Origin of the sequence: Citrifermentans bremense, from assembly GCF_014218275.1 — a bacterium.
Classification (GTDB): Bacteria; Desulfobacterota; Desulfuromonadia; order Geobacterales; family Geobacteraceae; genus Geomonas; species Geomonas pelophila.
The window spans coordinates 2,458,046-2,476,914 of the sequence record NZ_AP023213.1; the positions used below are offsets into that span (position 1 = coordinate 2,458,046).

Here is an 18,869-nt window from a genome sequence, read left to right on the forward strand (position 1 = left end):
CCCCTACATCCTTTCCGGCGCCGAGATGCCGAGTACTGTGAGCGCGTTCTTGAGGGTGATGGCTACGCAGTGCAGCAGGAAGAGCCTCGCCTGGGTAAGTTCCGGCTCCTCGGGGGTGATCACGCGGCTTTTGTTGTAGAAGCTGTGGAATTCGCCGGCCAGCTCCTGCAGGTAGTAGGTGATTCGGTGCGGCTCGAAGTTGACCGCGGCCCCTTCCAGGATCTCCGGGTAGACTGAGAGCTTCTTGATCAGGCTCAGGTCTTCCGAGGTCTGCAGGAGTTCCAGCTTGACGCCGTCGAACTTGGGAGCGACGCCCCGCTCGCGCGCCGTGTCGAAGATGCTCTTGATCCTCGCGTGGGCATACTGCACGTAGTAGACGGGGTTGTCGTTACTCTGCCGCTTGGCGAGCTCCAGGTCGAAATCGAGCTGGCTGTCGGAGCGGCGCATCAGGAAGAAGAAGCGTGCCGCATCGCGCCCGACCTCGTCGACCACTTCCTTCAGGGTGACGAACTCGCCGCTTCTGGTGGACATGGCGACCGGAACGCCATCGCGCAGAAGCGAGACGAGCTGCACCAGGATGATGCCGAGGTCGGCGGCGTCGCGCCCAAGCCCCTGCACCACGCTCTTGAGCCTCGGGACGTACCCGTGATGGTCGGCGCCCCAGACGTCGATGACCCAGTCGAAGCCGCGGGCGAACTTGTCCCTGTGGTAGGCGATGTCGGAGGCGAAATAGGTGGTCACCCCGTTGCTCCTGACCACGACGCGGTCCTTGTCGTCGCCGAAGGCGGTGGTATTGAACCAGAGCGCGCCGTCCTGCTCGTAGATGTGCCCCTTGGTCTGCATCTCCTCGATGGCGGACTTCACCTTCCCCTCATCGAAGAGCGACTGCTCGGAGAACCAGTTGTCGAAACGGATGCCGAAGTCCTGCAGGTCCTGGTCGATCCCGGCGAGGATCAGGTCACCCCCCATCTTGGAGAAGAAGGCGACCCCTTCCTCCTGGGGCACCTTGAGGAACCGGTCCCCGTACTTCGTGACCGCGTCGCGGGCGATGTCCTTCATGTAGTCGCCCTGGTAGCAGGTCTCGGGGAAATCGACCTTCTCGCCCAAAAGCTCCTTGTAGCGCAAAAGCCCGGAGAGCCCCAGGGTGTTCATCTGGTTCCCGGCATCGTTGATGTAGTACTCGCGCTGCACGTCGAAGCCCGCGGCGGATAAAAGGGAGGCAACGGCGTCGCCGGTCGCGGCGCCGCGGCCGTGCCCTATGTGCAAAGGCCCGGTCGGGTTGGCGCTGACGAACTCGACCTGTACCTTCTTGCCGCGGCCGATGCCGCTTTTGCCCCAGGCGTCGCCGGCGCGGTCGATCTCGGTGAGGGTCCTTCTCCAGGCGCTCTCCTTTATGAAGAAGTTGATGAAGCCGGGACCCGCGATCTCCAGGCTCTCGATGAGGTCCGAGGCGCCGGCAAGCTTCGCGACCAGGATCTCGGCCACGGCGCGCGGCGCCTTTTTCTGCTGCTTGGCCATCTGCATGGCGACGTTGGTGGCGAAATCGCCATGCTCGGCATGCGCCGGCTTCTCCACGTTGATGGCAGGAACTTCACCAGAGGTGAGCGTGCCGTCGGCGAAACACCCCTCGATTCCCTTCAGGATGCAGGCGCGCAGCTGCTCCTTCATATCTTCTCCTCCCTTTTCTCATCTTCCGTGGCGGGCACGGACTTTATGGTGACGTCGCGCGTGAAGTCGGGGCAGCGTGCTCCCCCGTCGGCGACGCAGAATTTCTTGTTGCAGTGCTCGCGCCAGGCGCATACCACGCAACACTGTCTACTGGATGTCTCACTCATGGGCTTTTCCTCGCTCCGCCCGCGGGCGGTTGCTTTGAGGCGGCCGCTGGCGGTTGTTTTACGGCGGCCGCGGGGGGCGCCGGTTGCACGGCGGCGGGGGCCGGCGCTTCCGCCTGGGGCGCCGCAGTAAGCGCCTGCGGCGTGAACTGGTAGACCACCTCGTTGCTGCGCACCAGGCCGAAGTCGCGCCTGGCGATGCTCTCCAGGTAGCGCCGGTCTGACTGCAGGGCGGCTATCTCCCTCTTCAACTGGTCGTTTTCTTCCTTGAGCTGGGACAGGCGCTTTTGCGTCTCGTCCAGGTCCCGGTGCAGGTGGTTGATGCGCAGAAGTCCCCGGTCCCCGAACACCGTGAAGTAGAGGATGAAAACTATGACCGCCAGCGGTACGAAAAATAGCCGTTTCTGCATGGTCGGTTACGCCGTGTTGAGCCGCGAGCTGAAGTAGTCGATGGTCTGCTTGAGCCCCTCGTCCACGTGCACCTTGGGCTCCCATCCAAGCATCTTTTTGGCGAGCGAGATGTCGGGCTGGCGCTGCCTCGGGTCGTCGGCGGGAAGCGGCCGGTAGACGATGCGAGAACTGGAGCCGGTCAGCGCGATGATCTTCTTGGCGAACTCCAGTATGGTGGTCTCGGCAGGGTTACCGAGGTTGACCGGGCCGATGAACCCGGGGCACTCCATCATCCGGATCAGCCCCTCGACCAGGTCGGAAACGAAGCAGAAAGAGCGGGTCTGTTCCCCTTCCCCATAGACCGTTATGTCCTCCCCCTTGAGCGCCTGCAGGATGAAGTTGGAGACCACCCTGCCGTCGTTCTCCGCCATCTTCGGGCCGTAGGTGTTGAAGATCCTGACGATGCGGACGTCCACATTGTTCTGGCGGTGGTAGTCCATCATCAGCGTCTCGGCAACCCTCTTCCCCTCGTCGTAGCAGCTTCTTATCCCGAGGGTGTTTACGTTACCCCAATAGGCCTCGGTCTGGGGGTGCACCTGGGGGTCGCCGTATACCTCGGAGGTCGAGGCCTGCAGGATCCTGGCCCGCACCCTCTTGGCGATCCCCAGCATGTTGATCGCCCCCATCACGCTGGTCTTCGTGGTCTTCACCGGGTTGTACTGGTAGTGGATCGGGGACGCCGGGCAGGCGAGGTTGTAGATCCGGTCCACTTCCAAAAGGATAGGCTGGGTCACGTCGTGGCGGACCAGTTCGAAGCTGCTGTTGTCGAGCAGGTGCGAGATGTTACGTTTGCTGCCGGTGAAGAAGTTGTCCAGGCAGATGACGTCGTGCCCTTCCCTCAAGAGCCTTTCGCAAAGATGTGAACCTATAAAACCGGCGCCGCCGGTTACTAGCACGCGCATGAAAACCTCTCGTTTGTCCGTTGTGGCTTCTAGTTTGCGTCTCGTTCAGGAGCCGCCGAGGCGCTGATCCCGGTGGGTCCCGGAATACGCCTCAGGCCATCTCGCAGACGGCCTCGCCGTTTCTGCCGATGGGGAGGTACTCGAACCCGGCGTCCTTCATGCGGCCCGGGTGGTAGAGGTTGCGGCCGTCGAAGATGATCGGGTTGATGAGGAGCTCCTTGATGCGGTCGAAATCCGGGTTCCTGTACTCGTTCCATTCGGTGATGATGACCAGCGCGTCGGCCCCTCTCATCAGGTCGTACTTGTTCACGCTATAGCTGATGCGGTCGCCGAAATGCTTCTTCGCCTCGTTCATCGCCTCCGGGTCGTGGGCGTGCACGCTTGCACCCATCTCCAGGAGCCTGTTGATGATGGTGAGCGAAGGTGCGTCCCTCATGTCGTCGGTGCGGGGCTTGAAGGAGAGCCCCCAGATGGCGAAGCGCTTCCCCGCCAGGGGCTTTTCGCCGGAGGTCCCGAGCCTGCGCAGTATCTTGTCGGAAAGGACCGCCTTTTGCCGCTCGTTGGCAAGCTCCACCGCCTTCAGGAGGACGAAGTCGTAGCTGCACTCGTCCGCCGTCTTCACCAGGGCTTTCACGTCCTTGGGGAAGCAGGAGCCGCCGTAGCCCACCCCGGGGAAGAGGAAATCGTAGCCGATGCGGGAGTCTGAGCCGATCCCTTCGCGGACAGCCATTACGTCCGCGCCCATCCTCTCGCACAGGTTCGCGATCTGGTTCATGAAAGTGATGCGGGTGGCGAGCATGGCGTTTGCGGCGTACTTGGTCATCTCGGCGCTTCTGATGTCCATCACCAGCAGGCGGTTCGACTTGCGCATGAAGGCAGAGTAGAGCTCCTTCATGATCTCCGCGGTCCTCACGTTGTCGGTGCCGATGACGACGCGGTCCGGCTTCATGAAGTCGTCGATGGCGGCGCCTTCCTTGAGGAACTCGGGGTTCGACACCACGTCGAACTCGATGTGGACCCCACGCTTATTGAGCTCCTCGTTTACCGCGGCGCGCACCTTGTCGGCTGTCCCCACCGGCACGGTGGACTTGTCTACGATGATCTTGAAGCTTTCCATGGCGCGGCCGATGGAGCGCGCGACGGAGAGGACGTACTGCAGGTCGGCGGAGCCGTCGGCGCCGGGGGGGGTGCCGACCGCGATGAAGCAGACGAGAGATTCCTTGACGGCCAGGTCGAGGTCGGTGGTGAAGTTGAGCCTCCCCTCCTCACAGTTCCTCAAGACCATTTCCTTCAGGCCGGGCTCGTAGATGGGGATGATGCCGCGTTTAAGACCGTCTATCTTGTCCTTGTCGACGTCGACGCAGATGACGTCGTTACCGCTTTCGGCAAAACAGGTGCCGGCTACCAGGCCCACGTACCCTGATCCGACCACACATACTTTCATATTGCGTCATCCTCCAAGAAGAATTTAAAAATTAGCGTTTCTATATAGCACACACCTGTGGAGTTACGCCAGAGTTTTCCCGGCCAAAAGTTCGCGGGTGAGGCGGGCAAACTCCTCAAGAGAGAGGGTCTCGCCGCGCCTGCCGCCATCGATCCCGCTCCTTGTAAGGGCGGCGGAAAGGGTGCCGTCGGCGTCGTCGAAACCGGAGGAGCGCAGCGAGTTCAAGAGGGTTTTCCTACGCTGCAGAAAGGCCCCTTTCACCACGCGGCGGAACAGCTCCTCGTCCCCCACCTCCACCCTGGGCTCCGGCAGCGGGAGAAAACTCAGCACCGCCGAGTCCACCTTGGGGACCGGCCTGAAGGATCCGGGCTTCACGATGAACTCCCGGCGGATGTCGAAGTGCAGCCTGAGCAGCACGGTGAGAGCACCGTATTCCTTGCAGGCCGGGGGCGCGGTGAGCCGATCCCCCACCTCCTTTTGCAGCATGAGCACCAGCTTCTCGAAGAGCGCGCTGTGCTCCATGAAGCGGAACAGCACCTGCGAGGAGATGTTATAGGGGAGGTTCGCCGCCACCTTCCATTTCTTGCCACCGCCGCGCGAGCCGAGCAGAAGCGGCAGGTCGACCCGGAGGATGTCGCCGTGGCCTATCTCCACGTTGGCAGCGGTGGCGAATTCGGCCTTCAAAAGTGGGAGCAGCTCGCGGTCCCACTCGACGGCGAGGAACTTTGCGCCGCTTTGAGCAAGGAGCCTGGAGAGAGCACCCCTCCCAGGTCCCACCTCGAGTATGCAGTCGTCGGCCGCAGGGGCCACGCAGGAGACGATCCGGGTGAGCACGCTGTCGTCCACCAGGAAATTTTGACCGAACTCCTTCTTGGCGCGGATCTTCTCCATCAGCATTGCTCCTTCAGCCTGAGGGCCAACTTGTCCAGGGGCCAGACGGGAAGCGCGTCCAGGTCGAAGCCGCTCTGCACCCCGTGGGTCAAGTAGTAGTCGCCGGGGACCGCTATCATGGCGGCGTTGTCGGCGCAAAGGGCCGGCGAAGGGATGGAGAGCTCGACTCCATTCTCGTCGGCAAACTGGGCCATGGAGCGCCGCAGCGCGCTGTTGCAGGCGACCCCGCCGGCAACCACAAGCCTCTTGATCCCGGTGGCGGCGATTGCCGCCGCAGTCTTCTTGGTGAGCACCTCGCAGACGGCCGCCTGGAACGAGGCGGCGAGGTCGTTGATACCCGCATCCTTCGCCTCGGGGTGCTTGCCGACGTGAGTAAGGACCGCGGTCTTCAACCCGGAGAAGCTGAAGTTGAAGCTCCCGTCGTTGAGAAGCGGGCGCGGGAACTTGATCGCCTTAGGGTCGCCCGAGGCGGCCAACCGATCGATGGCAACGCCGCCGGGGTAAGGGAGCCCGATCAGCTTCGCCACCTTGTCGAAGGCCTCGCCCGCGGCGTCGTCCACCGTCTGCCCCAGGGTCCGGTAGCGCCCGATGCCGTCCACGCGGTACAGGTGCGAGTGCCCGCCTGAGACGGCGAGTGCGATGAAGGGAAACTGCACCGGAGCCTCCAGAAAGACGGCCAGAAGGTGCCCCTCGATGTGGTTCACCCCGACCAACGGGAGCGAGCGCCCGAAGGCGAGCCCCTTGGCCACCGAGATACCGACAAGGAGCGCACCGGCGAGCCCCGGCCCCTGGGTCACGGCGACCCCCTCGATTCGGTCCAGCCCGACACCGGCCTCGGCCAGTGCCTGTTCCACCACGAAGGAGACCGACTCCAGGTGCTTTCGGGAGGCGATCTCGGGGACCACGCCGCCGTATTCGGCGTGCACGCTGATCTGGGAGGCGACGATGCTGGAGAGGACGGTACGGCCGTCCTTGACCACCGCGGCAGCAGTCTCGTCGCAGGATGATTCCAAGGCAAGAAGTAGCATAAAAAATAGAGGGCACAGTACGTGCCCCCTTTGTTCTCCTGATGTTAGGTGTTGTCCGGTTAACCCGGAAGGGTTATAGCAGATTCGCGGCGAGTTCGGCGAGTTCGCTGCGCTCACCCTTGGTCATGGTGACGTGCCCGGAGATAGTCTGCTCCTTGAGCCGCTCCACGACATAGGTGAGGCCGTTGCTCTCGGCGTCCACGTACGGGTTGTCGATCTGGTACGGGTCCCCGGTGAGGACGATCTTGGTCCCCTCGCCGGCGCGGGTCACGATGGTCTTGATCTCGTGAGGGGTGAGGTTCTGCGCCTCGTCGACGATCATGTACTGGTTCGGGATGGAGCGCCCCCTGATGTAGGTGAGCGGCTCGATATCGAGGATCCCCATCGCCATCAGTTCCTTGTACCCCTTGTTGTGCTGGCGCTTCTCCCCCTCGTGCCCGCTCAGAAGGAGCTCGACGTTGTCGAAGATCGGCTGCATCCAGGGGGTGAGCTTCTCCTCGATGTCGCCTGGGAGAAAGCCTAAGTCGCGCCCCATCGGGAACACCGGGCGCGAGACCAAAAGCCGGTTGTAGACGTTTTCCTCCGCGGTCTTCTGCAGACCCGCGGCGATGGCGAGGAGCGTCTTGCCGGTACCGGCCTTCCCCACCAGCGTGACGATTTTGATGTTGTCGTCCAAAAGCGCGTCGAGCGCGAAGGACTGCTCAAGGTTCCTCGGGAAGACGCTCCAGACCCCTTCCTTGTCGAGTTTCCCGAGCGGCACGATTCGGCCGGAGACCCGGTCGAAACGGCCTATGGCGCTGTGGGAGGGGTTCCCGGCCTGGTTCATGAGGACGTACTCGTTGGGCTGGAGCTCGAGATCGGTCTCCAGCCATCCCTGGCTGTAGAAGCGGTCGACGACTTCGGCCCCGACCTCGAGGCTCACGAAGCCGGCGAAGAGTTCGTCTATGGCGACCTTGTCCGACTCGTAGTCCTGGGCGTCAAGTCCGAGCGCGTCCGCCTTGATGCGGAGGTTGGTGTCCTTGGTCACCAGGATGACCGGCATCTCGCTTTGGGATTCCATCAGGTCCACGGCGACGGCCAGGATGCGGTTGTCACCGCGCTCCTCGCGCAGCTCCGGCGGGAGCCTCTTCATCACCTTCTCTTCGTAGATCTCGATCTTGAGCGTGCCGCCGCTTTCCAGGGCCAGCCCCTGAGAGAGCGACCCCTCCTTGCGGAAGGCGTCCATGAGGCGAGAGACCTGCCTCGCGTTGCGGCCGGTCTCGTTCATGTCCTTCTTGAACCGGTCTATCTCCTCGATCACCGTTATGGGCACGACGATGGAGTTGTCCTCGAACTTGGTGAGAGCCTGCGGGTCGTACAGAAGAACGTTGGTGTCCAGCACGTAGATTTTCTTCACATCCCCCCCCTGCGCTGCATCATGATGAACAGTCGGCCTATCCCGATCAATTACCGCCAAATTTGAGCTTTTCGTGTGACTATCCCCTTCCCGGCTTGCGCCGCCTTCGTAGATTGTGGTGATCCCAGCAGTCAGGGCGCGGACTAGCGGCCCGCCAATATCTCGTGCAGGGCTTTGAGAAAAAACTCTATGTCCGCCTCGGTGTTGAAGAAACCGGGACTGACCCTGACCGTGCCCGCCGGATAGGTCCCGATGCTGCGGTGCGCGTCGGGGGCACAGTGGAGCCCGGCGCGGACGCTTATCTCGTACTGCGAGTCGAACAGGTAGCTGAGCGCGGCCGGATCGTGCCCCGCCGCGTTGAAGGAGACCGCGGCGCCGCGCTCCCCCTGAAGCGGCCCGTAGACCTCGACCCCGGGCGTTGCCCTGAGCCCTTCCAGAAGTTCGCCGACCAGGAGCTCTTCCCTGGCACGGATCGCTTCGAGCCCGGTGGAGAGCAGGAAATCGACCCCCGCCTTGAGCCCGGCGATGGCAGGGGTGTTGATGGTGCCGCTCTCCAGCCGCTCTGGAAGCTGGTCGGGTTGTTCGGGGCTGCTTGCGCTGCCACCGGTCCCTCCCACCATCAGCGGTTCGAGCTGGAGCCCATCGGCAATGGCAAGAATGCCGGTGCCCGGAGGGCCGTAGAGCCCTTTGTGCCCAGGGGCGGCTAAAAGGTCGATCCCGATCCGCTCCACGTCGATGGGGAAAAAGCCGGCACTTTGCGCCGCGTCCACCAGGAAGAGTGCGCCGTTTTGCCGCGCCACCCGGGCAATAGCCTCGATCGGCTGCACCGCGCCGGTAACGTTGGAGCAGTGCGCCAGCGCCACGAGCCTCGTGTCGGGGCGCAGCGCCAGCTCTATCTCCCGCTCCGACACCACCCCGAAACGGTCGGAGGCAACGTAGCTCACTTCAACGCCGCGGGTCGCGGCCAGGTGCAGCGGCCGCAAAAGAGCGTTGTGCTCGACGCGGGTGGAGACCACGTGATCCCCCGGCTTCAAGAGCCCGTTGACCGCGATGTTGATGGATTCCGTTGCGGAGTGGGTGAAGATCAGGCGGGACGAGTCACTGACGCCGAAGAAGCGCGCCAGCGCCGACCTTGCCTCGTAGACTATGCGGGCGGCAGCGAGTGACTGCCGGTACCCTCCCCTTCCAGGTGCCACCCCCACTTCCCGCAGGGCGGCGTCCATGGCCTGGTAGACCGTTTCCGGTTTCGGAAACGAGGTCGCGGCGTTGTCAAGGAAGACGGGCATAGGTGTAACTACTAGCATTTTGAGGGTCGTTTGGCAACCGGTTTCATGAGCTTTCAGGGACAAGCGGCACCGGTTCCAGGCTCGATATCTGCAACTCGGTGAGGAGTCGTTCGGTGAGCAGGTTCTCCAGCTCGTGAATCGCCTGCTCGGAGTTGTCGCTCAGGTCGATCTTGCCGCCGGCCATCATGCCGTGACCGCCCGCAGCGCCGATGCCGGCCACGAGCTTTCGTATCAGTTCACCTGCGTTTATCTCCTCGTTGGAGGTCCTGATGGAGAGAACCAGCTCGGAGCTGTAGTGTCCAAGGCAAAGCACAGTCTCGGTCCCTTCCAACCGCACCAGGAGGTCTGCGAGTTCGGCCACCACCTCCGGGAACTGTATAACCTTGAGGGAGGCGACGAGCACCTCGCCGTAGAACGTCGCATGTTCAAGCGCGTTATGCAGCGAGATGAAGTACTCCCGCGGCAGGCTGGGCCGGGTGATGCTGTTCAAGAGGGTCTTGTTGGCCAACGGGAAGAGGTCGAGGTAGGCGTCGCGGTCCGCCCTTCGCGCCTCCCTCCCCAGGTCCTGCGTCTCGGACTTGATGGCGTAGAAGAGAGCGGTGGCCATTTTGGTCCCGATCGAAACCCCCTGCACCTTCAGGTACTCGTAAAGGATGGTTGCCGTAGTTCCATAATCGGGACGGATGTCGACCCAGCGGCAGGAGGCGCTCGACTCGCGCATGGGGTGATGGTCGATAACGATGTCGGCACGGATGCCTGCCGGGAGCGAGTTGTTCCCGGTGCCGGGCTGGGTGTCCAAAAGACAGATCACCTGGAAGAGTTTGAGGTCGATGAGGGGAAGCGGGGTGAGCGGTATCTGGAGCAGTTTGGCCATGGCCAGGTTTTCGCTCCTGCCGATCATGCCGGAGAACGCGATCACCGCCTCGCGGTTCAGCTTCATCGCGAAGAAGTGCCGCAGCGCCATCGCGGAGGCGAGCGAATCGGGGTCGGGGTTGTCGTGCACCACGATCAGGATGCGCCCCCGGCCGCTGACCCAGGTCAGCAAGGAGTCGGTGTAGGCCAAGAGGTCGGGCGGTTGGGTACTTATTTCCACGAGACACCCCCGTTTTGGACACTGAAAAACTTGTGAAGTCTATACCAGCAGCGCAGCTAAGGCAAGAAGGGAGCAAAGCCTGATATGGAAACCGGGGGTGGCCTCCGGCCCACAAAAAAGGGGGCGCATGGAGCGCCCCCTTCGGAGTTTCAGGATTTCGGTACTGGCTAGAACTTGCCGCGGATCAGTTCGGCTACGGCGACCAGCGTGGTCTGCCCTTTCACGTTTCCTTCCCGGAATTCCGGCTTGACGGTCGGCATGGCGAATTTCACCTTGCCGTTATCGATTTCCGCGAAAGACCTCGAAGTGGAGGCCACTCCGTAGGCTGCACCGACCAGGACACCGCCGGCAGCGCCGTAGGCGATGTAGTCGAGGTGGTCAGCTGGCTTGTGGGTGAAGACCACGAGAGCTGCGCCGACGAGGCCGCCTACGAGACCGCCGTACATGGAGTCTTCGAAGACGGTCTTGAACGCGTTCTCTGCGGCAAGGCAGGGTGTTGCCATGAAAACCAGCGTGACGACGATTGCAATGCAACGCTTCAATTTGTTCATAGAATTCACGCTCCTGTGTGTGCAAGTCCACCCGGGACACTGCAAACAAGAGGCCAACAAGCGTTGGTCGAGGCACCCCTCAGTGATAAGCCACCGATATTAAAGAAGTAAAAAATTAAAGCGAAAGCACGCCGCATTTAATTAGCAGCAGGTGGTAATATCGCGGTTGTGCCCCATTCGCAACACCTGGCGCAGGGGCCAAAGGCAAAACCGAGCTAAAACGGCCACTTGGCGAAATAACGTGAAAAAGCGGTGCTGTGGCAAAAAAGCTACACCCCGCCCAGCACCTCCCGCACCAGCCGGATCTCATCTTCGCGGCTCGCCGCCTTGCCGTTCAGCCGCGCGCTCAAAACCAGGTCCAGCAGCTCCCGGTACAGTGGGCCTGGCGCCACGCCGAGCTCCTTCAGGTCCTCGCCACGGATCTGCGGGTGCATGCCGTCGAGCTTGGTGAAGTAAAGCGAGATGCACCTCTTCACCTCGGCGCTACGGCTTTTGGCCATATGGTAGAGGAGCACTTCGACCGGAAGCCCCCTGAGCGTGAAGTAGATCTCGCTGTTTTCCACCTTCTCGGAGCCTGCCACCTTTCTTTCCAGGGCGGCGATCAGACGCTCGCCCTCCTTGCGCATCTCAACCAACCTTTCCTTGTAGTGTTCGGCGACGGCCAGCCTGGTGCAGGTCCCCAAGAACTGCTCTTCCGAGAGCCCCTCGCAAAGGGTCAGGAAATATACCGACCACCTCTCATAGGGACGCTCCAGGTAGAGCAGATCGAACCAGGAAACCACGTAACGGGTCTCATCCAGCGCCCCCTGCATCGCCGGGGTCAGCTCGATGCTAGGGTGGATGAAACGCAAAAGCCCAAGCGACGCCATACGACCGATTCCCTTCAGGGGCTCCTTCTCCCTGAGGATCTGGACCAGCTCCGAAAGGAGCCTGCGCCCTCCAAGCTTTTCCAGGAACTCCATCTTCACGGCGTTCTTGATCAGGTCTTCGGTATGTTTGGCGATCTTGAAGTTGAGCCTCTGTTCGAAGCGGATGGCCCGGAAGACGCGGGTCGGATCCTCGACGAAGGAGAGGTTGTGTAGCACCCGGATCACCCTCGACTGCAGGTCGCGGTAGGCCCCGAAGTAGTCGATCAGCCTACCGAAGGATTCGCCGTTCAAGGCTATGGCGAGGGTGTTGACGGTGAAGTCGCGGCGGTACAGGTCCATCTTGAGCGAGGAGCGCTCCACGGTCGGAAGCGCACCGGGGGAGACGTAGTACTCAAGGCGGGTGCTGGCAACGTCGATCTTGAAGCCGTCGGGGAAGACGATGACCGCGGTGCCGAACTTCTGGTGGCTTTTCACCCGGCAGCCGAACTGGGCCGCAAAGGTCTCGGCGAAGAGGATGCCGTCGCCGTCCACCGTCACGTCGATGTCCATGTTCTGGATGTCCAGAAGCAGGTCGCGGACGAAGCCGCCGACCGCGTAGACGGTCAGGTCGAGCTGGTCCCCGGTGCGGCCGAGGTCGTGCAGGATCGCCGTGGTGCGCTTCGGGAGGTGCTTGTTCATCAGCGCCTCCACCTCCCTGCTCTTCACCTGGAGGGCGTCGCGCGAAAGATCATAGAGCGCCTCGCCGCCCAGGCTGTAGCGGAGCAGATCGGTGCGGGTGATGACCCCTACCAGTCCCTGCCCGGAAATCACCGGGACCAGTCGGGCGTCCCCCCCCACCATGTAGCTCTGGATCTCGGTGATGGGGGTCTCGGGAGTGGCAACGTGGAACTCCGAGTGCATGTAGTCCGAGACCGGCACCTGGTTCAGGTTGTGGTAGAGCGCCTTCTCGACCGTCTTTCTGGAGATGATGCCGACGACCCCGTCGCCAGAGACCACCGGCATGGCGCTCACGTTGTAGCGTACCAGGCGCTCCTGCGCCTCCTCGATGCTGCAGTCGGGGGAAATGGTCTTAACCGGGGAGGACATGATGTCGCGCGTCACCCGCCTTGGATCCACACGGCGCTTGAGCACCGCATCCAGCTGCTCCAGCACCTGGATCAGGGTGAGCCCCCGCACCGTAGCCGAGGCGGCCGTGGCGTGCCCTCCCCCCCCCAGCTCCTGCAGGATCTCCCCTACCCGCACCTCGGGCACCCGGCTTCTGGCGATGACGAAGACCCGGTCCTCCATCCCCACCACAAGGAAAAGCGCCTGCAGATTTTCCATGTCCCGGATCATGTGCGCCAGGGTGGCGATGTCCCCTATGTAGCGGTCGACGGAGGCGTGGGCTATCGAGACGTCCACCCCTTTCAAGGTGGTGGTCTTAAGCGACACCAAGAGGTCGTTCAGAAGCGACACCTGTTCCACGGTGAGCTCGCGGCCGATGGAGTCGGCGACCTCGTTCAGGTAGGCCCCGCGCTCCAGGAGCCAGGCGGCGACGGTGTAGTCTTCGGCGGTGCTGGAGGGGAAAGTGAGGTTGCCGGTGTCCTCGTGGATACCGAGCATCATCACGGTGGCTTCGAAGGGGGTGATCTGGATGCCGCGCTCGATCAGCATCCCGGCCAGGATGGTCGTGGTCGAGCCGCAGGGGCGGATGACGCCGCCTGTGGGGTCCAGGTCGCCGGAACTTGTGGGGTGATGGTCGTAGATGTGGAGTTCGACGGCGCCGCTTTTGGCGAGGTCGCCGAACTTTCCGATGCGGGACGAGTGCTGGCAATCGACGACGATGAGGCGGGTGATGGCGGAGAAATCTATCTCCTTGATGCGGGCGAACTCGAGATCCTGCGGATGCCCTTTCTGGAAGAAGTCCCGCACCCCCTTTTCCTGGGCGCCGGAGAAGACCAGAAGTGCTTCCGGGTAAAGCTTTTTGGCGGCAACCATGGAGCCAATGCAGTCGAAGTCGGCGTTTAGATGCGTGGTAATTACATCCATCAAGAAACCGTTAGCCCAGCGTACGCCACCACGGCATCGAGGTCCCCGCTCACCTCGCCGCTGTTGGTATAGCAGACGAGCCTGCTGGCGGTGGCCCCCAGCGCCTTGGCGGCAACGAGCATCGTGGTCGCGGGAATGACGCCGCACATGGAGATTTCGTGGTCACGGCAGACCTGCAATAGCCCCTCCGGGTCCATATTCGCCAGCCGCTCCAGAGCCATTTCATCCTTCGCCTTGGCCTTGGCCGCGGATTCGTAGTGGGTCATGTCGGAGCTGGCAACCATCAGCACCTCGGCGCCGTACTCGGCTATGGCGCGGGCGATGCCGGTCCCGACGCGGGAGATGGAGTCGAAATCGGGCAGGGCAAGACAAAGCGCCGCGATGGAGACATGCTGGTTTCGATACTGCAGGAAAGGGACCTGCACCTCCAGCGAGTGCTCGAAGCGGTGAGCCGTGCTGTCTTCGCGCACAAGCGGAGCATGTTTCATGATCAGTTGGGAGAGGCGGTCGTTTACCGGGACCAGGCCAAACGGCGTCAGCCACTCTCCGGAGGGCGCGAGAGCCGCGGCGGCGCCCATACCGGTATGGTTCGGCCCGAGCACGATGACCGCATCTGGAACTTCGACTGCTGCGTAAACCTTTCCTGCGGCGCTCCCCGAGTAGACGTAGCCGGCATGGGGGGCGATGACCCCGATAGCTTTGCGGGGCTTGTCCTGGGGGATCATTTCCGAAAGTTCCTGACGGAGCTGTACCGGGTCGGCACTGTAGAACTTCCCGGCTACTGCGGGCATGCGTACCATGGCGGGCCTCCTAACCAGACTTTCTCATTACCATGAACCACGCCATATTCTAACGCAGCAAGGGCTAGCCTTCAACCGACCCCAACGGGAGGGTCGGCTGGTCGGCGAAGGGATCAGGCGGCACCAGTTCCTGGATCTCCTTGAGCGTCGGGAGCGCGTTTAGGTCTTTAAGACCGAACAGTTCCAGGAATTCCCGGCTGGTCCCGTAGATAAGCGGCTTGCCGGGGACATCTTTCTTGCCGAGGATGCGCAGGAGCTTCTTCTCCAGGAGGCTCTTCATCACCCCTCCCGAATCGACGCCGCGCAGGTACTCGACCTCCGCCCTGGTGATCGGCTGGCGGTAGGCGATGATGGCGAGGGTCTCCAGCGCGGACTGGCTGAACTTGACCCCTTTGGCCTTGGTGAGCCGCCGGATGTAGTCTGCATGTTCAGGTCGGCTGCGCAGCTGGTACCCCCCACCCACGTGGGAAAGGACTATGCCGCGCTCGGCGCCGGCGTACTCCTCCATCAACTCGTCCAGCGCTGCGCGCAGATCGCTTCGCTCGAATTCCTCGAGGATCAGCGCCAGCCGGTCCAGCGAAAGCGGCTGGTCGTACACGAACAGGAGGCTCTCTACTATCGATTTCAAGGACTTACCCGACAACTGCGTCCTCCGCTGTTTCCTTGCTGTTCAGATTTTCCCCTTCCTGCTCCCCGCCCTGTTCCCCCGCGCCGCCCTCCGGCTGGTCCGCGCCGAGGGTGAGCCAGATGGAGCCGAGGCTTTCGACCTGGGTCACCCTGATCAGTTTAAGCTTGGCCAGCTCCAGGATGGAGAGGAAGGTGACCACCAGGAGGTCGCGCGTCATGCCCGTGGTGAAGAGGGCGTCGAAGCAGACCGTCTTCTCCGCATGCAGGACCGAGAGCACCTCGCCGATGCGGTCCGCAATCGAGATGCCGTCGGCGACGACGTCGTGGAAGGTGTCCACCGAGACCCGCGCCAGCACGCGCTGGAACGCCTCGATCAGTTCGAAGAGCTCGACGTCGGCGGGCTCCTCCTGCGGCTCCATGGCCGCGAGCTCAGGGGAATCGAAGGTCCTGGCGAAGACGTCGCGGCCGAGCAGGTTGCGGGCGGAGAGCAGCTGTGAAGCGTCGCGGTAGCGCTGGTACTCAAGGAGTCTGCGGACCAGTTCTGCACGCGGGTCCTCAACCTCGGCCTCCCCGTCCTCCTCCTGGGTAGCCGGAAGCAGCATGCGCGACTTTATCTGCAAGAGCGTCGCGGCCATCACCAGGAACTCCCCCGCGATGTCCAGGTTCAGCTCCTTCATCAGCTCCATATATTCCAGGTACTGCCTGGTGATGGCGGCGATGGGGATGTTGTAGATGTCCACCTCGTTTTTCTTGATGAGGTGGAGCAGAAGATCGAGCGGTCCCTCGAACTCCTCGATCTGAACCCGGTAAGACTGCTCCAGGGCGTCAGAAAAAAGGTTGCTTTGCATCGTATCCAGCGACAAGAAAACTCCCTAGACCTGCCTAAACTTTGAGGGCCGCGCGTGCTTCTTCCATGGTCTGGCGGGCGACTACCTCGGCCTTGCGGCTACCCTCCGCCAGCACCTCGGTAACGAGATCAGGCTTCTCAGCCAGTTCGACCCTTTTTGCCCTGAGCGGCGCCAGGGTTTCAACCATGGCCTGCGCCAGGATCTTCTTGCAGTCAACACAGCCAAGCTGGGCGCTGCGGCAGCCGGCCACGATCTCTTCGCGCTTGGCCTGGTCCACGTAGAGCGAGTGCAGCGTGAAGGCGATGCAGCGGTCCGGCTCGCCCGGGTCTTTCTTGAACGGGCGCTGGGTGTCGGTCACGTAGGTCATCACCTTTTTCCTGGTCTCCTCTGCGTCGTCGGAGAGGAAGATGGCGTTGCCGTAGGACTTGCTCATCTTCCTGCCGTCGGTGCCGAGCACCTTGGGGGTCTCGGTGAGGAGAGCTGCCGGCTCCGGGAAGACCTCGCCGTAGAGGTAGTTGAAGCGGCGGGCGATCTCCCTGGTGATCTCGAGGTGCGGTATCTGGTCCTGGCCGACCGGAACGCGTGCGGCCTTGTACACGATGATGTCGGAGGCCATCAGCACCGGGTAGCCCAGGAACCCGAAGGTGGAGAGATCCTTGGTGGAGAGGTTCTCCTGCATCTCCTTATAGGTGGGGTTGCGCTCAAGCCACGAAACCGGGGTGATCATCCCGAGGATCAGGTTCAGCTCGGCGTGCTGCGGCACCCTGCTCTGCTCGAAAATGACGCTCTGCTCGGGATCGATCCCGAAAGCGAGCCAATCGAGCACCATCTCCCTGATGTTGTCCTTGATACCGTCAGTAGTGGCGTATTCCGTGGTCAACGAATGCCAGTCGGCAGCGAAGAAGAAGCACTCGAAGTTACGCTGCAACTCAAGCCAGTTGGAGAGCACCCCGTGGTAATGGCCCAGATGCAGTTTTCCAGTCGGTCTCATGCCGCTAACGATACGGTTATTGCTCATAGAATGCGGACTCCTTTGGGTTTTCCTTCTCTCGGCCCTGCTATTTCAGCATGAGCCTGGTTACTCCGAAGACGAGGTTGCTGTGAGGTCCGGCCAAAAGGTTCACCCCGAAGTTCAGTGCCGGCGAGATCACGTAACTGAAGGCATTGGTGAAAAAGACCAGGACTATGATGATGATCATGCCGAACGGCTCAAGCCTCGCCAGTGCCATCGAAGGGCGCAGCGGCAGGAGACCGACCGCCACCCTGCCGCCGTCCAGCGGCGGCACCGGGATCAGGTTGAAGATGCCGAGCAGCAGGTTGATGTACACGGAGAAGGCGAGCATCAACGTGACGGGGTCGACAAAGGTGGCGAGCGCGGAACCCTCCGCCACCCCTTGAGTCGCGCCGATCAGCGCGCGCATGACGAATGCGGAAAAGGTGGCAAGCAGGAAGTTGGTGATGGGGCCGGCAGCGGCGACCCAGATCATGTCGGTTTTCGGGCGCCTCAGGTTGTTGAAGTTGACCGGCACTGGTTTAGCCCAGCCGATGCCGATGATGAAGATCATCAGGGTGCCGAAGAGGTCAAGATGCTTCAGGGGGTTGAGCGTCAGGCGTCCCAGGTATCTCGCGGTATTGTCGCCGCGCCGGTCCGCGATGTAGCCGTGGGACACCTCGTGGCAGGTGATCGCCATGAGCGCGGGAACCAGCATTATGGAAAGCTTGAGAAAGAACTGTTCCATGAAATCCTTCAAGTTTAGGTTGGCTACAAGCCCTATGTCTCTAGCAGATCAGGGGAGGAAAGTCAACGGACCTTCGCCAAGGCTACGGTCCGCAGGCTGCACCTTCACTACAAGGCTACGGTGCGCAGGCTGAACCTTCACTGCAAAGATACCGGGGTGCAGGCTACCCTTCCCTTTTAAACTTCGGTTACGGTCTCGTGCCGCACTTCGTTACCCCATAACTGCAGGATCAAGCCTCCGAACAGCAGGACCGCACCACCGAAACCTTGCAGGGCGGTGATCCGCTCCCCCAGAAGAACGGCGGACAGGAGTACGGTGACCAAAGGCTCCAGCATGCTGATGATGGAGGCGTTGGTGGCGCCTACCAGGCGCAGCCCGGCAAAGAAACCGACGACGGCGATCAGCGTGGGGAAGAGGGCGATCCCAAGGATGGAAAGCCAGCCTACGGGGGCGAGGTCCACCGTGAGGCCGCCGGTGGCAAGGGCATAGACAAGAAAGGTGAATCCTGCGGAGGCACAGACCCAAAGGGAGGTGACCAACGGGTCGATGTTCTTCAGGATCCGGTTGCCTATGATGATGTAACAACTGTAGATGCCAGCGGCCCCCAAAACGGAGAGGACTCCCTCCAGCCGCGCCCCCTCAAAAGACGCCCCCAACAGAAGCACCAAGCCTGCGCTGCAGACCACGAGCGCCACCCCTTTGGCGGCATTGAAGCTCTCCTCCCCCAAAACCAGCGCTATGACTGTCACCAGCGCCGGATAGGTGTAAAGGAGCATCCCGGTCAGCGAGGCGGGGAGATAGTGGATGGCGTTGGCGTACAGCATGGACATGCCGCCGTAGCCGACCATCCCCATCAGCATGAGCTGCAGCGACGATCTGCGCCCGATGCATAGCGGGGTCTTGCGCGCCCTGAGGTAGAGGAACAGGAAGAAGGACGCGATCAGAAAGCGCCCGGCAAGGATAGTGCTGATGTTGGCGCCGCCGGAAAAAGCGCTCTTGATTAGGATGCCGAGGGTGGCGAAACCTGCTGCGGAGGCGGCGATCAACCAGGCGCCGTGGTGCTTTTGGGACATGTGGGGAAATCC

18 protein-coding genes are annotated in these 18,869 nt (G+C 62.1%); all 18 read right to left on the minus strand.

All coding sequences use genetic code 11. From position 1 onward, the window contains the following. Window positions 1-3: 3 nt before the first annotated feature. Window positions 4-1,668, minus strand: coding sequence for an arginine--tRNA ligase (gene argS / locus GEOBRER4_RS10805; RefSeq protein WP_185242303.1), 1,665 nt, complete (start codon window positions 1,666-1,668; stop codon window positions 4-6). After that, complete coding sequence (locus GEOBRER4_RS10810; RefSeq protein WP_185242304.1) at window positions 1,665-1,835, minus strand: hypothetical protein; 171 nt, start codon at window positions 1,833-1,835, stop codon at window positions 1,665-1,667. Before GEOBRER4_RS10810 ends, argS begins: the two co-directional genes overlap by 4 nt. Further along, window positions 1,832-2,242 carry an FtsB family cell division protein gene (locus GEOBRER4_RS10815; RefSeq protein WP_185242305.1) on the minus strand — a complete coding sequence of 137 codons (411 nt, stop codon included), beginning with the start codon at window positions 2,240-2,242 and terminating at the stop codon, window positions 1,832-1,834. The genes GEOBRER4_RS10810 and GEOBRER4_RS10815 overlap by 4 nt, the downstream gene beginning before the upstream one ends. Before the next feature lie 6 nt (window positions 2,243-2,248). Further along, entirely contained in the window at window positions 2,249-3,184 is a 936-nt protein-coding gene (locus tag GEOBRER4_RS10820) for a UDP-glucuronic acid decarboxylase family protein (protein ID WP_185242306.1), read from the minus strand. Window positions 3,185-3,275: 91 nt separating this feature from the next. Continuing rightward, window positions 3,276-4,628 carry a UDP-glucose dehydrogenase family protein gene (locus GEOBRER4_RS10825; RefSeq protein WP_185242307.1) on the minus strand — a complete coding sequence of 451 codons (1,353 nt, stop codon included), beginning with the start codon at window positions 4,626-4,628 and terminating at the stop codon, window positions 3,276-3,278. A gap of 63 nt (window positions 4,629-4,691) precedes the next feature. Further along, window positions 4,692-5,519 carry a 16S rRNA (adenine(1518)-N(6)/adenine(1519)-N(6))-dimethyltransferase RsmA gene (gene rsmA / locus GEOBRER4_RS10830; RefSeq protein ID WP_404813839.1) on the minus strand — a complete coding sequence of 276 codons (828 nt, stop codon included), beginning with the start codon at window positions 5,517-5,519 and terminating at the stop codon, window positions 4,692-4,694. After that, window positions 5,519-6,547, minus strand: a complete 1,029-nt coding sequence (gene tsaD, locus GEOBRER4_RS10835) for a tRNA (adenosine(37)-N6)-threonylcarbamoyltransferase complex transferase subunit TsaD (protein ID WP_185242309.1) — start codon at window positions 6,545-6,547, stop codon at window positions 5,519-5,521. The genes rsmA and tsaD overlap by 1 nt, the downstream gene beginning before the upstream one ends. A 73-nt stretch (window positions 6,548-6,620) precedes the next feature. Then, complete coding sequence (locus tag GEOBRER4_RS10840) at window positions 6,621-7,943, minus strand: PhoH family protein (RefSeq protein WP_085812604.1); 1,323 nt, start codon at window positions 7,941-7,943, stop codon at window positions 6,621-6,623. A gap of 143 nt (window positions 7,944-8,086) precedes the next feature. Beyond that, window positions 8,087-9,229 carry an aminotransferase class V-fold PLP-dependent enzyme gene (locus GEOBRER4_RS10845; RefSeq protein WP_185242310.1) on the minus strand — a complete coding sequence of 381 codons (1,143 nt, stop codon included), beginning with the start codon at window positions 9,227-9,229 and terminating at the stop codon, window positions 8,087-8,089. Between the two features lie 43 nt (window positions 9,230-9,272). Beyond that, complete coding sequence (locus tag GEOBRER4_RS10850) at window positions 9,273-10,322, minus strand: DHH family phosphoesterase (protein ID WP_185242311.1); 1,050 nt, start codon at window positions 10,320-10,322, stop codon at window positions 9,273-9,275. A gap of 167 nt (window positions 10,323-10,489) precedes the next feature. Then, on the minus strand, window positions 10,490-10,873 hold the full coding sequence (locus tag GEOBRER4_RS10855) for a hypothetical protein (RefSeq protein ID WP_085812601.1): 384 nt from the start codon (window positions 10,871-10,873) through the stop codon (window positions 10,490-10,492). A gap of 269 nt (window positions 10,874-11,142) precedes the next feature. Further along, entirely contained in the window at window positions 11,143-13,770 is a 2,628-nt protein-coding gene (locus GEOBRER4_RS10860) for an A-adding tRNA nucleotidyltransferase (RefSeq protein WP_185242312.1), read from the minus strand. Continuing rightward, window positions 13,770-14,570: an AmmeMemoRadiSam system protein B gene (gene amrB / locus GEOBRER4_RS10865; protein ID WP_185242313.1), complete on the minus strand. Its 801-nt coding sequence runs from the start codon at window positions 14,568-14,570 to the stop codon at window positions 13,770-13,772. Before amrB ends, GEOBRER4_RS10860 begins: the two co-directional genes overlap by 1 nt. Before the next feature lie 64 nt (window positions 14,571-14,634). After that, window positions 14,635-15,213 (minus strand): SMC-Scp complex subunit ScpB, encoded by a 579-nt coding sequence (gene scpB, locus GEOBRER4_RS10870; protein ID WP_185242314.1) that lies wholly within the window; start codon window positions 15,211-15,213, stop codon window positions 14,635-14,637. Next, complete coding sequence (locus GEOBRER4_RS10875; RefSeq protein ID WP_185242315.1) at window positions 15,203-16,060, minus strand: segregation and condensation protein A; 858 nt, start codon at window positions 16,058-16,060, stop codon at window positions 15,203-15,205. Before GEOBRER4_RS10875 ends, scpB begins: the two co-directional genes overlap by 11 nt. Before the next feature lie 19 nt (window positions 16,061-16,079). After that, window positions 16,080-17,063, minus strand: a complete 984-nt coding sequence (gene trpS, locus GEOBRER4_RS10880) for a tryptophan--tRNA ligase (RefSeq protein ID WP_085812596.1) — start codon at window positions 17,061-17,063, stop codon at window positions 16,080-16,082. A 40-nt stretch (window positions 17,064-17,103) separates the two neighbouring features. Then, window positions 17,104-17,784: a site-2 protease family protein gene (locus tag GEOBRER4_RS10885; protein ID WP_185242316.1), complete on the minus strand. Its 681-nt coding sequence runs from the start codon at window positions 17,782-17,784 to the stop codon at window positions 17,104-17,106. A gap of 176 nt (window positions 17,785-17,960) precedes the next feature. Further along, window positions 17,961-18,857, minus strand: coding sequence for a DMT family transporter (locus GEOBRER4_RS10890; RefSeq protein WP_185242317.1), 897 nt, complete (start codon window positions 18,855-18,857; stop codon window positions 17,961-17,963). Window positions 18,858-18,869 lie beyond the last annotated feature (12 nt).